The sequence below is a fragment of the Blastomonas sp. SL216 genome, assembly GCA_026625625.1.
Lineage (GTDB): Bacteria > Pseudomonadota > Alphaproteobacteria > Sphingomonadales > Sphingomonadaceae > Blastomonas.
In genome coordinates, this window is sequence record CP113055.1 from 2,489,690 (window position 1) to 2,506,142 (window position 16,453).

Here is a 16,453-nt window from a genome sequence, read left to right on the forward strand (position 1 = left end):
ACGAACGGGCCGATCCAGATTCGACAGCCGATCAGGCCGAGCGCATGATTTCTGCCCATTCCGCCTCGTCGACTACGCGCACGCCCAGTTCCGCCGCCTTTTTGAGCTTCGATCCTGCTCCCGGCCCGGCCACGACCAGATCGGTCTTGGCCGAGACCGATCCCGCCGCCTTGGCCCCCAGCCGCTCCGCCTGCGCCTTGGCCTCGTCGCGGCTCATCGTTTCCAGCTTGCCGGTGAAGACGATGGTCTTGCCGCTCCATTCGGTCTCGCGCGCAGTCGAGACGAACGCGGCGGGGCGGACCTCTTCGATCAGGTCGTCGAAAATTTCGCCATTATGCGGTTCGTGGAAGAAATCGCCCAGGGCTTCGGCGACCGCCGGACCGATGCCGTCGATGCTGGTGACTTCGGCGGTCGCTTCGATGCTGCCCGCCGCCAGTGTGCGACCGATCTCGCCCACTGCCTCGGCGCTTCCGAAGCTCTTGACGAGGTCCTTGGCCGTCACCGCTCCGACATGCCGGATGCCCAGCGCGAACAGGAAACGCCCCGGGTCCGCCCCGCGCCGTGCCTCGATGCTGGCGAGCAGATTGTCGACCGACTTTTCCTGCCAGCCCTCGCGCGCCAGGATTGCACTGCGCTTTGCCTTCAGCCGGAAGATGTCGCCCGGCTTGCGGATGAAGCCGGCGTCGAGAAACTCGGCAATCGTCTTCTCGCCCAGTCCCTCGATGTCGAGCGCGGCGCGGCTGACGAAATGCTTGAGGCGCTCGCGCTGCTGCGCCGGGCAGATCAGCCCGCCCGTGCAGCGGACATCGACCTCGCCCTCTTCCGCGACGGCTTCGCTGCCGCATTCGGGGCAGTGATCGGGGAAGAGATAGGGATCGCGTGCCACATCGCGGGTGCGGTTTTCCACCACCTGCGGGATGACATCGCCCGCGCGCTGCACCAGCACCCGGTCGCCCGGACGCACGCCCAGCCGCGCAATCTCGTCGCGATTGTGCAGCGTCACGTTGGACACGACCACGCCGCCGACCGTGACCGGCACCAGCCTGCCCACCGGGGTCAGCTTGCCCGTGCGCCCGACCTGGATATCGATCGCCTGCAGCGTCGTTTCCGCGCGCTCGGCGGGGAATTTGTGCGCCAGCGCCCAGCGCGGGGCCTTGGCGACAAAACCCAGCCGCGCCTGCCAGTCGAGCCGGTCCACCTTGTAGACCACGCCATCGATGTCATAGGGCAGGTCGGCGCGGAGCCGTTCGATCTCGCGATAATGGGCGAGCAGTTCCTCTAGCGATTCCACTCGTCGGAGCATCGGCGAGACCGGCACGCCCATCGCGGCGATGGCCTGCATCACTTCATGCTGCGTCGCGCCCGGCACTTCGCTTGCAACGCCCCAGCCATGCGCCAGAAAGCGCAAGGGGCGGGCAGCGGTGACCTTCGCGTCCTTCTGCCGCAGCGACCCGGCAGCGGCATTGCGCGGATTGGCGAACAGCTTTTCGCCGCGTTCCGCCTGTGCAGCATTGAGCGCGGCAAAGTCCTGTTTGGACATGTAAACCTCGCCGCGAATCTCGAAGATGTCGGGTATCAGGTCGCCAGCCAGACGCTCCGGGATATCCCCGATCGTGCGCACATTGGCGAGAACGTCCTCACCCACCTCGCCATCGCCGCGCGTCGCGGCGCGCACCAGCACGCCCTGCTCATAACGCAGCGAGAGCGACAGCCCGTCGATCTTGTCCTCGGCAGTCAGCGCCAGCATCTCGCCCTCGGGCAGCGCGAGATAGCGCCGCACCCGGCCTACGAACTCGGCAATGTCTTCTTCCGAAAAGCCGTTGTCGAGGCTCATCATCCGCTGCTCGTGCCGCACCTTGGTGAGCGGCGACGCCTCGACCGCCGCGCCCACCATCCGGCTGGGGCTATCGGCGCGGATCAGATGCGGGAAAGCGGCCTCCAGCTCATTGTTCCGCCGCACCAGCGCGTCATAATCCGCGTCCGAAATCTCGGGCGAATCCTCGGCGTGGTACAACCGATTATGATGCGCGATCTTCTTCGCAAGCCGTTGCAGTTCGATCGCGGCTTCGGCTTCGGAAAGGCTCTCGATCGGCTGGCCGGTCATGATGTCTGTGTCTTTCGTCGATAGAAAGCGGCATGGCATGCCGCATCGCCAAGCCAGCGCTGATGCCATTCGGGGTTCATTGCGGCAAGCATGCTGTCCTGTCGCGCCAGCAGCCGGGGTGCGAACTCGTCAAAATGGCTGATGCCGCGCGCCACCTCCTCGCTCGCCATGTAATAGGTGACCTGATCGGCGACCCAGTACAGCATCTCCTCCAGGTCTTGCGTCTCGCGCTCGCCATAAGCCTGGCCGCGATCATAGGTGGCCATGTGAAAGCCGCGATGATCGACTTCGACATAGGGCGTGTCATGGTCGCGCGCATAAGAGACCGGCAACAGGCGCTCGGTCCACCCATGCTGGCTTGCCAGATCACGGACGCGCTCGTGAAGGTCTTGCGTGGTCATGCCCTGAAATATGGCAGGCGGCCGAGGCGCATCGGGTGCCGGAGTGGCTACCGACATGGGCAGCCCGGCATCAGCGGTCGGCATCGGCTGGGCTACCGGGGCCAGGCGCCGCCGCAGCATCAAGGCAATCGCCATCCCGAGCGACCAGATGATCGCCCAGGGGATGATGCCGAGCCCGATGACAAAACCGACCGTCGCCTGCACATTCTCCGGCCGTATTGCCGCATCGCCGGATTTGCGCGCCATCTCCTCGAGTAGCACTGCCATCAGCACCACGAGCGGAGAAAGGAACCAGAGGAGCGCGAGCCACCAGAGCCTGGCACGAGCGGCGCGCGCGATAAGAAAAATCGGCAGGACGAAAAGCAGAAGGCACCCGCCCAGCAACGGGATGGCCTCGCTCATCCAGCCGCTCCCGCCATCACACCCCCTCCAGCAACCGGTCGGCCTGCGCGCGTGCCTCGGGCGTGATTTCCGCGCCCGACAGCATGCGGGCGATCTCTTCCTTGCGCTCGGCATCGTCGAGCAGGCGCACGCCGGTGCGCGCGACGGTGCCGTCCGAGGTCTTGGCGATCAGCAGGTGTCGGCTGCCGCGCGCAGCGACCTGGGGCGAGTGGGTGACGACCAGCAGCTGCGTTCCTCGCGCCAGCCGCGCCAACCGGTCACCGATCGCCGAGGCGACAGCGCCGCCGACGCCGCGATCGATCTCGTCGAAGATCATCGTCTCCGCCCCGCCCTGTTCGGCCAGCGCGACCTTCAATGCCAGGATGAAGCGCGACAGCTCGCCGCCCGACGCGATCTTCATCAGCGGCGCGAAATCGCTGCCCGGATTGGTCGAGATGAGAAATTCGACATGATCCTTGCCCGATGCGCCCCAGCGCGCCTCGTCGAGCGGTTCGACCAGGGTGCGGAAGCGTGCGGCATCGAGCTTCAGCGGCTTCAATTCCGCCATCACCGCCGCATCGAGCGCCGCGCCCGCCTTGGTCCGCGCTGCGCTCAGCGCCTCGGCGGCCGCCACATAGGCCTCGCGCGCCTTGTGCCGTGCCCTGTCGAGCTCGGCGACATTCGCCCCGCCCGATTCCAGCGCCGCCCAGTCCGCCTGCATCTTCTTCAGCAGATCGGGCAGCAGATCGCCTGCGACATTATGCTTGCGGGCGAGCGCGCGCAGATCGAACAGCCGCCGCTCCAGCTCGTCGAGCCGCACCGCGTCATAGGTCAAAGCTTCGGATGCCGCGCGCAGCTTGGCCTCTGTATCGTCGGCCTCGATCATCGCGCGGTCGAGCGCCTCCATCGCCTGATCGAGCAGCGGATGCTCCTCGGCGATCCGCCCCAGCTTGCGCGCCGCACCGCGCAGCTGCGCCAGCGCGCCTTTCGATCCCTCGAACGTCTCGAACAGCTCGGCAAGATCGCCAGACAGCCGCTCGCCCTTCTGCATCGCGGCGCGCTCGCCCGCCAGTTCCTCTTCCTCGCCCGGCTGGGGCGCGAAACTGGCGAGTTCCTCGAGATTATGCTCCAGCAGGTCGCGGTCGCGCAGCGCGGTTTCGATGGCCTCATTGGCAGCCGTAAAGGCGCGCTCCGCCGCCTGCCATTCGCGCCAGGCCGACGCGACGCGCGCGACATCGCAGCGCCCGAAGCTGTCAAGCAGATCACGATGGCCCCTCGGGTTGATCAGGCCACGATCGTCATGCTGGCCGTGGATTTCGACCAGCATCGCGCCCAGATCACGCAGCAGCGCAGCGGACACCGGCTGATCGTTGACGAAGGCGCGGCTGCCGCCATCGGCGCGCACCTGCCGCCGGATCAGCAGCGGTTCGCCCGGTTCCTGCGCGATGTCATTGTCGTGGAGCAGCGCCGCGACGCCGGCATGATCGCCCGGATCGAACCCGGCGATCACCAGCGCACGCTCGGCACCCTGGCGCACCAGCCCGCTATCGGCGCGCGCGCCCATGGCGAGCCCCAGAGCATCGAGCAGGATCGATTTGCCCGCCCCGGTTTCCCCGGTGAGCACGCCCAGGCCGGAGTGGAACTCCAGATCGAGCGCCTCGATCAGCACCAGGTCACGAATGGCGAGCGAAAGGAGCATGGCTTCATGCCTTAGAACAGACAGGGGACATGTGGGAACAGCTTTTTGGTCGCGCGTGCCTTATGCGCTGGTGCGTTGCCCGCAATTTCACAGGACCGTCATTGACTTGTCTCGGTGCTGGCCATAGCTCGGTCAGGCGGGGCCTGAAATGCGAAGGATGACGACGCTGGTGACCTGTATTCCGTCCAATCGGCTGAGCGAAGGCACCGCATGAGCCTGGCCGCATTGCCCTTTGCGCTGGCCCTCATGACGCTGCAGCCAGGTGGCGGCGATCCGGCAGCGCTTCCCGCGCCGATCGAGCAGCCCGCATCGCCTGCTTCCGCGCTTCCGCCCTGCCCCGCCACCGATCAGCTGGCCGCAGGATCAGCTGCCGCGCCCGCTCAAACGCCCGCCCCCGCGCCAGAGGGCGGCACGATCGTCGTTACCGCGCGGCCCGATTCGCAGCCGGGCGACCCGATGCTGCAATTGAACGCCCAGTCGTTCGAGATGGTGCAGGATGTCGACGAGGCCCTGGTCGGCCCGGTGGCGATGGCGTACAAGGACGCGGTGCCCAAGCCGGTGCGCCATGGCATCCGCAACTTCCTGCGCAACCTGACCGAGCCGATCGTGGCGCTCAATTTCCTGGTGCAGCTGAAGCCCGGCAAGGCCGCCGAGACCGTCGGACGCTTTGCGATCAACAGCACCATCGGCCTGGGCGGCCTGTTCGACATTGCCAAGCGCGACCCGTTCAAGCTGCCCTATCGCCGCAACGGCTTTGCCAATACGCTGGGCTATTATGGCGTGGAGCCGGGCGCGTATCTGTTCCTGCCGCTGATCGGCCCGACCACGGTGCGCGATCTGGTGGGCGGAACGATCGACGGGCTGCTGCTGCCGACCGCCATCGGCGCGCCGTTCAACAACCCCTATTTCACGCTCCCCGCAGCAGGATTGAGCGCGCTTCAGGGGCGCATCCAGATCGACGAACAGCTGAACGCGCTGCGCAACCAGAGCCGCGACCCCTATATCGACGCGCGCGATTTCTACCTGCGCCGCCGCCAGGCCGAGATCGACGCGCTGCGGGGGCGGGTGCAATATCCCGATGCCGACCTGCCGTTCGTCAATCCGGGCACGGGCCGCAGCATCGTGGTGCCGGTGACGCCGATAGTGCCTGCCGCTCCGGGGGTGACGTGCGCGCCGGTGGGGTGAGGCCCAGCTCTATATACCACCCCCGCTCAGCCTGAGCCTGTCGAAGGCCCCGCGATTAGGGTGACGCTATTTGATTACGTCATCCTGAACTTGGTTCAGGACCCATCGTGCCCCAAGAGCCGAAGCCGCATGGGGAGAAATGGGCCCTGAAACAAGTTCAGGGTGACGGACCACTATTACGCTCAGATCAGCGCGGGGCCTTCGACAGGCTCAGGCTGAGCAGGGTGGGCGCAAAGCAACTCACCCCCTCTGACCTCACGCGCCCTGCAACAGCCCTTCCTTGGCAATCTTCTCGCGCCACACCAGCGGGGCGAGCTGGTGGACGTTGTTGCCTTCGCTATCGACCGCGACGGTCACCGGGAAATCGCTGACCTCGAACTCGTAGATCGCTTCCATGCCGAGATCATGGAAGCCGACGACCGTGCTCCCTTTGATGGCGCGCGCGACGAGATAGGCCGCGCCGCCGACCGCCATCAGATAGGCACTCTTGTGGTCGCGGATCGCCTCGACCGCCGCCGGGCCGCGCTCGGCCTTGCCGACCATCGCGAGCAGACCCTGTTCGAGCATCATCCGGGTGAACTTGTCCATGCGCGTCGCGGTAGTGGGACCAGCGGGGCCGACGATTTCCTCGCCCACCGGATCGACTGGACCGACATAATAGATCACGCGGCCGCGGAACTCGACCGGCAGCTGTTCGCCCTTGGCCAGCATGTCCTGAATGCGCTTGTGCGCCGCGTCGCGCCCGGTGAGCATCTTGCCGTTCAAGAGCAGCCGGTCACCCTGCTTCCAGCTCTGCACGACTTCCGGCGTCAGGTTATCCAGATCGACGCGGATCGCGGCCTTGTCCGGCGTCCAGTTGACATCGGGCCATTCGTCGAGCTTGGGCGCTTCGAGATAGGCCGGGCCCGAGCCATCGAGGCTGAAATGCGCGTGGCGGGTTGCTGCGCAATTGGGGATCATCGCGACCGGCTTGCCCGCCGCATGGCAGGGCGCGTCCATGATCTTGACGTCGAGGATGGTAGACAAGCCGCCGAGCCCCTGCGCGCCGATGCCCAAGGCATTGACCTTGTCGAAAATCTCGATCCGCATCGCCTCGACATCGGTCTTGGCCCCGCGTGCCTTCAACGGCCCCATGTCGATCGGGTCCATCAGCGCTTTCTTGGCGAGCAGCACCGCATGTTCCGCCGTGCCGCCGATGCCGATGCCGAGCATGCCCGGCGGGCACCAGCCCGCGCCCATTTGCGGGATCATCTCGAGCACCCAGTCGACGATATTGTCCGACGGGTTCATCATCTTGAACTTGGACTTGTTCTCGCTGCCGCCGCCCTTGGCCGCGACATCGACATGCACGTGATGGCCCGGCACCATTTCGACATGCAAGACACAAGGAGTATTGTCCTTGGTGTTGCGGCGGGTGAAGGCGGGATCGGCGAGCACCGAGGCGCGCAGCTTGTTGTCCGGGTGCAGATAGGCGCGGCGCACGCCTTCGTCGACGATCTCCTGCAGCGAGCGCGAGGTATCGTCGAGGCGGCAATCCATGCCCCATTTGACGAACACGTTGACGATGCCGGTATCCTGGCAGATCGGGCGATGCCCTTCGGCGCACATCCGGCTGTTGGTGAGGATCTGCGCGATCGCATCCTTGGCCGCGGGCGATTGCTCGGCCTCATAGGCCTCGCCCAGCGCGCGGATATAATCCATCGGGTGGTAATAGCTGATGAACTGCAGCGCGTCGGCGACGCTCTCGATCAGGTCGGCGGCTTTGATGGTCACGGTCATGGCATTCCCCCCAAAAACTGGACGCGCTCTCGCATGGCGCGGGCGGATGAACTGCGACCGTCTCTATTGCGGCGCTCACGCTATCGCAAGCGGGGGCGGTTGGAAATGGGGATAGGGAATGCACTGGTTGAATTACGGGCCGGCTGGCCGCATGCTGCGGTGATGAGATTTCGTGTCTGTGTCTTCAGCATGGTGATTGGGCTGGCAGTATTTCATCCTGCCGAGCTGTCTGCCTGTACATTGATGCCAGGCTATGTCGGGCCGTCGAACCTCGATCTGGCACTCGAGGCGGAATCGATCGTGCTGGCAAAAGTGGAGCGTCAGCGAAGGTCTTCTGATGGGGATTCCATGCCCCGGGTGATTCTGCGGCCTGTCGAGGCGCTGAAGGGGGCGCTCCCGCGCGAACTGATCAGCTTGGAGGGCTATGTCGGCAGCACGCAACATGTGCGCGCCAGCTATAGCGATCCCAACGAACTGGTGGAGGCGCACCCGCAATCTTTCGACGGCTTTTGCGTCCGCTATGTCTTCATGCCGGGATCGACTTTGCTTCTGTTCCTGAAGCGCGACGCCAAAGGCTGGCAGGCAATAATGCCGCCATTTTCAAGAACCGCAGAAGATGTGCCGTCGCGACGGTCCCGATGGGTCAAGGCCGTCAGGCTTTATGCGCGCGTCAGCCAACTGCCCGAGGAGCAGCAGGTCGATGCCTTGCTGCAGGAACAGGCGGCGTTGCGTCGGCGGGATAGCAGGGACTCACGCGCGATTGCGGACGATATCGACCGGGTGCTCGCTCAACGCCAAGCCTCATCCATGGCGCCTTCTGAATAGTCATCCACAGCACCAAATTTGCCGTGCACAAGCCTGTGGAGAGGAAATTGTGGGCAAGCCGCATTTGCCCTCTTGCGATTTTTTCGTGCGGCTTTTTTCCGCGCGTCGCGCCCTGCCGGCAGCCCCCGGCCAGCGACGAAACGAATCCCACGCGCGACGAACGGTGGTGTAAATTAACCATTTACCCTCTTGCGCCGGATTCAGGAAACGGCACTATAGGTAGTGGGGTACGCGGCTGGGGCATACCAATAACAGTGGGTAACACGAAGCGCGGGGGCAGACACCTGTCTCCACGTCAAGGGGGTTTTGCCTCTTTTCGGCCTTCTGTTGGGGATAAGTTTTCCCCCGCCGCGACCCACAAGATGCTATACGGGACGCTTGCGCCCCGAGTCGAACAATTGTGGAACAAAGTTTCCCATCAAATGTCATTACGGGGGCGTCATGGATTTCAGAGATACGGGCAAGGGTAGCGCAGAAGATATGGGTGATGCAGATGTACTGGACGCAGCCGCCAAGGCGGACACCGCAGCAGCGGGCAATCGAAAAATCGCGTCGGGTGAGGCCAATGCTGCGGAAATGGCGCTGATCGCCATGGCCGCCACCCAAGCAGCTGCAGCCCAGCCCGCCGAGGCCATGGACAGCAAGGCTGTCGCCGCGCGCCGCTTCACCGTCGTCACCGACAGCAGCCGCGATGCGCTGCTCACCGATTTCGGCAAGGAAACGCTGGAAGACCGCTATCTGCTGCCCGGTGAATCCTATCAGGACCTGTTTGCCCGCGTCGCCGATGCCTATGCCGACGATCAGGAGCACGCCCAGCGGCTCTACGATTACATCTCCAAGCTGTGGTTCATGCCCGCAACCCCGGTGCTGTCGAACGGCGGCACGGGTCGCGGTCTGCCGATCAGCTGCTATCTGAACAGCGTCGACGACAGCCTGGAAGGCATCGTCAACACCTGGAACGAGAATGTCTGGCTCGCCAGCCGCGGCGGCGGCATCGGCACCTATTGGGGCAGCGTGCGCGGCATCGGTGAGCCGGTCGGCCTCAACGGCAAGACCAGCGGCATCATTCCGTTCGTGCGCGTGATGGATTCGCTGACCCTCGCGATTTCGCAAGGCTCGCTGCGCCGTGGCTCGGCCGCCTGCTATCTCGACGTGTCGCACCCGGAGATCGAGGAGTTCCTCGAAATCCGCAAGCCTTCGGGCGACTTCAACCGCAAGGCGCTGAACCTGCACCATGGCGTGTTGCTCACCGACGAGTTCATGGAAGCAGTGCGCGACGGCGCGGACTTCAACCTGAAGAGCCCCAAGGACGGCAGCGTGCGCGGCACCGTCAACGCGCGCGCGCTGTTCCAGAAGCTGGTCGAGACGCGCCTCGCCACCGGCGAGCCCTATATCGTGTTCAACGATACCGTGAACCGCACGATGCCCGCGCATCACCGCGAGCTCGGCCTCAAGGTCTCGACCTCGAACCTGTGCAGCGAGATCACGCTGCCCACGGGCCGCGATCACCTGGGCAACGACCGTACCGCCGTGTGCTGTCTGTCCTCGCTCAACATCGAGACCTGGGACCAGTGGCACGACGACAAGCGCTTCATCGAGGACGTGATGCGCTTCCTCGACAATGTGCTGCAGGACTATATCGACCGCGCCCCGCCCGAAATGGCGCGTGCCCGCTACAGCGCGATGCGCGAACGTTCGGTCGGCATGGGCGTGATGGGCTTCCACTCGTTCCTGCAGGCGCGCGGCCTCGGCTTTGAATCGGCGCTCGCCAAGTCGTGGAACATGAAGATCTTCAAGCACATCGCGGCCAAGGCATCCGAAGCCTCGATGCTGCTCGCCAACGAACGCGGCCCCTGCCCGGATGCCGCCGACCAGGGCGTGATGGAGCGCTTCAGCTGCAAGATGGCGATCGCGCCGACCGCGTCGATCTCGATCATCTGCGGCGGCACCAGCGCGTGCATCGAGCCGATCCCCGCGAACATCTACACCCACAAGACGCTCTCGGGCAGCTTCGTGGTCAAGAACCCCTATCTGGAAAAGCTGCTGCGCGAAAAGTCGAAGGATTCGACCAATGTGTGGAATTCGATCCTGGAGAAGGGCGGCTCGGTCCAGCATCTCGATTTCCTGAGCGCGGAAGAAAAGGACGCGTTCAAGACCAGCTTCGAGATCGATCAAAGGTGGCTGCTCGAACTGGCAGCCGACCGCACGCCCTATATCGACCAGGCGCAGTCGCTGAACCTGTTCATCCCGGCGGACGTCGACAAATGGGACCTGCTGATGCTGCACTTCCGCGCTTGGGAGCTGGGCATCAAGTCGCTCTATTATCTGCGCTCCAAGTCGGTCCAGCGCGCAGGCTTTGCCGGCGGCGTCGAGGCGGACAACACCATCGACGCGCCCAAGTTCGAGCTCGGCGAAACGACGGACTACGACGAGTGCCTGGCTTGCCAGTAAAACTATCGCCGCCCCGTTCCCCGGACTTGATCCGGGGTCCAGGGCGGGATGGCACTGCATCTGCCGTGAACCGCAGCCGTATCTTCACCCACCAGATTTAACCCCGATACCGGCCCGAAGCTCCCCAAGAGCTGGGCCCAAGGAGCAAGCCATGTCCCTTCTCGAAGCCCGCACCCAGTACAAGCCCTTCGAATATCCCTGGGCCTATGATTTCTGGAAGCGCCAGCAGCAGATCCACTGGATGCCGGAAGAAGTGCCGCTGGGCGAGGATTGCCGCGACTGGGCGCAGAAGCTCTCCGACCATGAGCGCAACCTGCTGACGCAGATCTTCCGCTTCTTCACCCAGGCCGATGTCGAGGTGCAGAACTGCTATCACGAAAATTACGGCCGCGTGTTCAAGCCGACCGAGGTCAAGATGATGCTGACCGCGTTCAGCAACATGGAAACGGTCCACATCGCCGCGTACAGCCATCTGCTCGACACCATCGGCATGCCCGAGAGCGAATATGGCATGTTCCTCGAATATGAGGAAATGAAGGCCAAGCACGATTATCTCGCCACGTTCAGCGTGGACACCGATGAGGACATCGCGCGCACGCTCGCCATGTTCGGCGGTTTCACCGAAGGCTTGCAGCTGTTCGCCAGCTTCGCGATGCTGATGAACTTCCCGCGCTTCAACAAGATGAAGGGCATGGGCCAGATCGTCAGCTGGTCGGTGCGCGACGAAAGCCTGCACTGCGAAGGCATCATCCGCCTGTTCCACGCCTTCTGCGCCGAGCGCGGCTGCCTGACCAAGGCGGTGAAGGAGGACATTATCGACTGCTGCCAGAAGACCGTGCGGCTGGAAGATGCGTTCATCGATCTGGCGTTCGAACAGGGCCCGGTCAGCGGCATGACCGCCAAGGAGATCAAGCGCTATATCCGCTATATCGCCGACTGGCGCCTCAGCCAGCTGGGCCTGCCCGCGATCTACATGATCGAGGACCACCCGCTCCCCTGGCTCGCCCCGCTGCTCAACGGCGTCGAGCACGCCAACTTCTTCGAAACCCGCGCGACCGAATATTCGAAGGGCGCCACGCGCGGCAACTGGAACGACGTGTGGAGCGCCTTCGACAAGCGCCAGAAGAAGAGCGCCGCGAACGAAGTCGCGATCATCGACGACAGCGAGGACATGTTCAAGCAGGCGGGAATCGCGGCGGAGTAAACGATTAAATTGTCTGAACCAGAGCCTCATCCTTGTGCGCATATCGACCTGGAACAGCGTCATGAATGGATGCGTCAGGATTGTGCAACCCTTGCCAGCGCACGGCAGTCGCGCGAGGATGGCCTGGTTCAGACAATTACTCAAATTTCTTCAACAGCAGTCCTTGCCATCCCCAGCATCCTAGTCGGATTTGAAGTTCAAATAATTGAAATTCATCAGAAATTTTTACTGGGAGCAGGTGCAATCGGGTTTATACTGGCTTTGAGCCTTTCTATGCTCGAACAATCTTTCTCTGCAAGCGCTTACCGGATTCAAGAAGAGATAACAAAGCGCTTCTATCTTCTAGAAAGCGATATTGACAGCGATACAAGATCGGTTAACCTAGTCAACAATACGAGAAGTTTGGCTTGCATATCATTCGCGTTGGCCGTCTTGTTGAGTTCCGCTGGTGTAGTTTCGCTCTTGGAGAACTTTAATGGCAAACCCGCCACCACCTCCTCCACCACCGCCTCCGCCGCCGCCGCCTCCACCACCTCCCCCGCCGCGCCCCAACTTCGGCGATGGAGGGATTCGGAAGTCTGCTCCGTCTCCAATAATTCCACCGCCGCCACCCAAAAAGTAGCGGATACACGGGGTTGCAAAGACTGAATGCCGGTCGTCTCGACATTCTTCGGCATCATCATCCGCATGTATCACAATGACCATGCGCCACCGCATTTCCATGCCAGCTATCAGGGCTTCGAGGCACTAATCCGAATTGCGGACGGATCGGTTTATGCCGGCTCGCTGCCCAATCGCGCCTTGCGACTGGTGCAGGATTGGACAATGCGCCATCAAAGCGGATTGCTCGACAATTGGCAGCGCGGTGTCGATCTGCTACCCATGCAACTGATCCCCGGAGCCGATTTCGATGATTAAGCTCTCCAGTTGCAAACCTGTCGGCAACCTGTGCCTGAGCCTCAGTTTCTCGGATGGCACAACCGGCGTGTGGGATGCGACTGCCTTGCTCGGCAGCAAGGATACGCCGCTGACCGTCCCGCTGCGCGATGCTGATGCGTTCGCCAAAGCGTTTATCGACAATGGCGCGCTGGCCTGGCCCAATGGGCTGGAGCTCGCACCCTGGACCCTGCATGCCGAGATGAAGGCAGCGGGTCTGCTCAAGGGCCAGGCGGCCTGATAAGCTTCCTTTCGGATCAGGTTTACGCCGGACTTCACCATTTCGGAGCAAGACTGGCTCTCGGGCCCTTGGTCGCCTCGCTAGGCTGACGCCAGCCAAGGAGGCTCGATCATGCCCACTTATATCGTCAACAAGCAGGTCCAAACCAACGGCGACCATGAGGTGCACAACACAACTACCGGTTGCATCTACATGCCGAGCATCGCCAATCAGCTCGATCTTGGTTATCACGACAACTGCCATGGAGCGGTGACCAAGGCCAAGCTGACCTACTCGCAATCCAACGGCTGCTTTTATTGTTGCCCCGCCTGCCACACTGCTTGATGTCCCCGTACCCCCGCAACCCGATGGTGATCAGCCTGATCCCCGCGCGCCGGATCACATGGCTCCGCAGCCAGCAGATGATCACCGCAGGACCGGAGGCAATGCTCGGCCGTCGGGCTGGGTCCTGCCCGGCTGTTGCAAGCTGATCTCCATTCCCGCGCACCCGCTGGTATGAGCCTCCCTGGGTTGGCGCCTCACAGCATCACGTTCGTCTTGCGGGGGCGATCGTTACAGTCAGGCCGGCGCAGTTTCGGGCTCCGGCACGCGCAGCGTCGCTAGCGCGGCGAGCGCCAGCACGGCGGCGGCGAAGGCCATCGTCCAGACCGGCTGGGTCGGGAAGAACGCCTTGAGCAGGCTGCCCATGATCGTGGCCACCAGCAGCTGCGGCAGTACGACGAAGACGTTGAACAGCCCCATGAAGATGCCGAGCTTGGCCTGGGGCAGGCTGGAGGCGAGGATGGCATAGGGCATGGCGAGGATCGAGGCCCAGGCGATGCCGATGCCGATCTCGCTGAGGATCAGTCCTTGCGCATCGCGGATGAAGAAGAAGCTGGCAAAACCGGCGGCTCCGCAGAGCAGGCACAGAGCATGCGCACGCACCTTGCCCAGCTTCGATGCCAGCCAGGGCAGCAGGGTCAGCGCGGCAATGGCAGCGACGCCGTTATAGATGGCGAACAGCACGCCCACCCAGTTGCCCGCCGCATTATAGGCCGCGCTGCTGGCATCGGTCGCGCCGAACACGGTCTGCGCGACCACCGGGGTGGTGTAGATCCACATGATGAACAGCGCCGACCAGCTGAAGAACTGCACCAGCGACAGCCGCTTCATGATCGGCGGCATGCCCGAAAAATCGCCGACAATAGCGCCGAGCAGGCTGGCGTCATGCCCGGCGCGCGCCCGACAGATGGCGATCAGGCTGGCAAGGCCATAGCTGCCGAGCAATGCTCCGAGCAGATACAGCTCCTTTTCGAGGTCGAAGCTCCAGACCAGCGCGACGACCGCTGCACCGGCGGCGATCCAGCCGATGGCGCTGCCAAGCCCCTTGGCGGCGAGCGCGCGGACCGGCTGGGCATCGGCCTGATCGGGCTGCGCCTCGGCAAAGGCGCGCATTTCCTCGGGGCTGTATTCGCGCGTGGTCAGGATCGTCCACAGTACCGCGACGAACAGCGCGACCGCGCCGAACCAGAAGCTGATGCGCACCGTATCGGGCACCTGGCCCGCCGGAGCAGTGTTGGCGACGCCCAGATCGGTCAGCAGATAGGGGAAGAGCGAGCCCGCCACCGCGCCAGCGCCGATGAACGCGGTCTGGATCGCATAGCCCATGGTATGCTGGTCCTTGCGCAGATTGTCGCCGACAAAGGCGCGGAACGGCTCCATCGAGATGTTGAGCGAAGCATCGAGGATCCACAGCATCATCGCGGCGAGCAGCAGCGACTGCGACAGCGGCATGATCACCAGCGACAGCGCCGCGAGCACGGCCCCTGCGAGAAAATAGGGACGGCGGCGGCCGAGCCTTGTCCAGGTGCGGTCCGAATAATGGCCGACGATCGGCTGCACCAGCAGGCCGGTGAGCGGCGCGGCGATCCACAAGGCGGGCAGGTTGTCGAGGCTTTCGCCCAGCGACTGGAAGATGCGGCTCATGTTCGCATTCTGCAGCGCGAACCCGATCTGGATGCCGAAGAATCCGAAGCTCAGGTTGAACAGCTGCCAAAAGCTCTTGCGCGGTTTTTCCGCGATCATGCGCCTCTCCCTGGAAGTCCCGAGGGTCCGCCCGTTATGCTCTCGGCGGTCTCTGGCCGGAACCGTGGCAGAGCCATTGCCCCCACACAACCGCAGCGCATACGTATACGTGGGCGGGCCGGTTTCAGCCGCTCGAACCGCGCACGATCAGCTGGGTGGGCAGCATATAGGGCTCGACCGCCTGCCCACGGATCTTGCGCAGCAGCGTATCGACCAGCGCCTCGCCCGCCGCCTTCACGTCCTGGCTGACGGTGGTGAGCGGCGGGTTGGTGAAGCTCGCCGCCGGAATATCGTCAAAGCCGACCAGCGCGACATCAATCGGCACGTTCAGGCCATGCTCGGCCAGCGCGCGCATCGCGCCGATGGCGATGAGATCGGACGCAGCGAAGATGGCATCGAAGCAGGTGCCCGCCGCAAGCAGCGATCGCACCGCCTCATGCCCCGCCTCTTCGGACGTCACCGCATCGCGTTGCAGCGCCGGATCGGCCTCCAGCCCCGCCTCGCCCAGCGCATCGCAATAGCCGCGCCAGCGGTCCTCGAACTCCGGGGCATGGCTTGATGCGATGCCGATGAACGCGATATGCCTGCGTCCGCGCTCGATCAGGTGGCGGGTCGCGGCATAGCCGCCGCTGCGGTTCTCCGACCCCAAGGTGATCCCCGGCTCGTTCGCCATCGGCGATCCCCAGCGCACGAAATGCGTGCCCTGTTCGACCAGATGGGTCAGCCGCGCGCGATAATCCTCATAGTCGCCGTAGCCCAGCAGGATGATGCCATCGGCCTTGTGGCTGTCCTGGTAATCGACATGCCAGTCGCTGGAGAGCTGCTGGAACGAGATCAGAAGATCGAAGCCCGCGCGCGAGGCGGTGCGCGTGATAGATCCCAGCATCGCCAGAAAGAACGGGTTGATCATCGAATCGTCGGGCGTCGGGTCCTCGAAGAACAACAGCGCCAGCGTGTTCGCCTGCTGACGGCGCAGCGATGAGGCGTTCTTGTCGACCGAATAATTGAGCTGCGCGGCAATGGCCTGGATACGCCTGCGCGTCTGTTCGCTGACCGCCGGATTGCCGCTCAACGCGCGCGAAACCGTGGGTTGCGACACCCCTGCGAGCTGCGCGATATCGAATGAGGTTGGCCTGCGTCCCATCCTGCCCCTCACCTTCCAGTTGCTTGCAAAACCGTGCTT

14 protein-coding genes are annotated in these 16,453 nt (G+C 63.8%); 8 read left to right on the plus strand and 6 right to left on the minus strand.

From position 1 onward, the window contains the following. Positions 1–31 precede the first annotated feature (31 nt). Genes ligA through recN form a run of 3 tightly spaced genes read right to left on the minus strand, consistent with a single transcriptional unit; the run spans position 32 to position 4,585 of the window. Positions 32–2,104: an NAD-dependent DNA ligase LigA gene (gene ligA / locus OU999_11715; GenBank protein WAC22424.1), complete on the minus strand. Its 2,073-nt coding sequence runs from the start codon at positions 2,102–2,104 to the stop codon at positions 32–34. Continuing rightward, a complete protein-coding gene (locus OU999_11720) occupies positions 2,101–2,907 on the minus strand; it encodes an Imm63 family immunity protein (GenBank protein WAC22425.1) in 807 nt (268 codons plus the stop codon). The genes ligA and OU999_11720 overlap by 4 nt, the downstream gene beginning before the upstream one ends. 16 nt (positions 2,908–2,923) lie before the next feature. Next, on the minus strand, positions 2,924–4,585 hold the full coding sequence (gene recN, locus OU999_11725) for a DNA repair protein RecN (GenBank protein WAC22426.1): 1,662 nt from the start codon (positions 4,583–4,585) through the stop codon (positions 2,924–2,926). Between the two features lie 210 nt (positions 4,586–4,795). On the opposite strand from recN, the gene OU999_11730 reads away from it, so the two are divergent. Further along, on the plus strand, positions 4,796–5,770 hold the full coding sequence (locus OU999_11730; protein WAC22427.1) for a VacJ family lipoprotein: 975 nt from the start codon (positions 4,796–4,798) through the stop codon (positions 5,768–5,770). Between the two features lie 255 nt (positions 5,771–6,025). Here the strand turns inward: OU999_11730 and OU999_11735 are convergent, their stop codons facing one another. Beyond that, a complete protein-coding gene (locus tag OU999_11735) occupies positions 6,026–7,549 on the minus strand; it encodes a fumarate hydratase (GenBank protein WAC22428.1) in 1,524 nt (507 codons plus the stop codon). 33 nt (positions 7,550–7,582) lie between these two features. Here OU999_11735 and OU999_11740 point away from each other — a divergent pair, with 33 nt between their 5' ends. The 7 genes from OU999_11740 to OU999_11770 all read left to right on the plus strand — a co-directional run bounded on the left by OU999_11740 (position 7,583) and on the right by OU999_11770 (position 13,530). Next, positions 7,583–8,374, plus strand: a complete 792-nt coding sequence (locus OU999_11740; protein ID WAC22429.1) for a hypothetical protein — start codon at positions 7,583–7,585, stop codon at positions 8,372–8,374. Positions 8,375–8,950: 576 nt separating this feature from the next. Continuing rightward, complete coding sequence (locus tag OU999_11745; GenBank protein ID WAC25417.1) at positions 8,951–10,825, plus strand: ribonucleoside-diphosphate reductase subunit alpha; 1,875 nt, start codon at positions 8,951–8,953, stop codon at positions 10,823–10,825. A gap of 151 nt (positions 10,826–10,976) precedes the next feature. Then, positions 10,977–12,029, plus strand: coding sequence for a ribonucleotide-diphosphate reductase subunit beta (locus OU999_11750; protein ID WAC22430.1), 1,053 nt, complete (start codon positions 10,977–10,979; stop codon positions 12,027–12,029). Between the two features lie 9 nt (positions 12,030–12,038). Continuing rightward, entirely contained in the window at positions 12,039–12,677 is a 639-nt protein-coding gene (locus OU999_11755; GenBank protein WAC22431.1) for a hypothetical protein, read from the plus strand. Beyond that, a complete protein-coding gene (locus tag OU999_11760; protein ID WAC22432.1) occupies positions 12,678–12,947 on the plus strand; it encodes a DUF4160 domain-containing protein in 270 nt (89 codons plus the stop codon). Then, complete coding sequence (locus OU999_11765; GenBank protein ID WAC22433.1) at positions 12,940–13,206, plus strand: DUF2442 domain-containing protein; 267 nt, start codon at positions 12,940–12,942, stop codon at positions 13,204–13,206. Before OU999_11760 ends, OU999_11765 begins: the two co-directional genes overlap by 8 nt. Positions 13,207–13,317: 111 nt before the next feature. Then, entirely contained in the window at positions 13,318–13,530 is a 213-nt protein-coding gene (locus OU999_11770) for a hypothetical protein (protein WAC22434.1), read from the plus strand. A 234-nt stretch (positions 13,531–13,764) separates the two neighbouring features. Here the strand turns inward: OU999_11770 and OU999_11775 are convergent, their stop codons facing one another. Beyond that, complete coding sequence (locus OU999_11775; protein ID WAC22435.1) at positions 13,765–15,270, minus strand: MFS transporter; 1,506 nt, start codon at positions 15,268–15,270, stop codon at positions 13,765–13,767. A gap of 124 nt (positions 15,271–15,394) precedes the next feature. Continuing rightward, positions 15,395–16,414, minus strand: a complete 1,020-nt coding sequence (locus tag OU999_11780) for a LacI family DNA-binding transcriptional regulator (GenBank protein WAC22436.1) — start codon at positions 16,412–16,414, stop codon at positions 15,395–15,397. Positions 16,415–16,453: the final 39 nt, after the last annotated feature.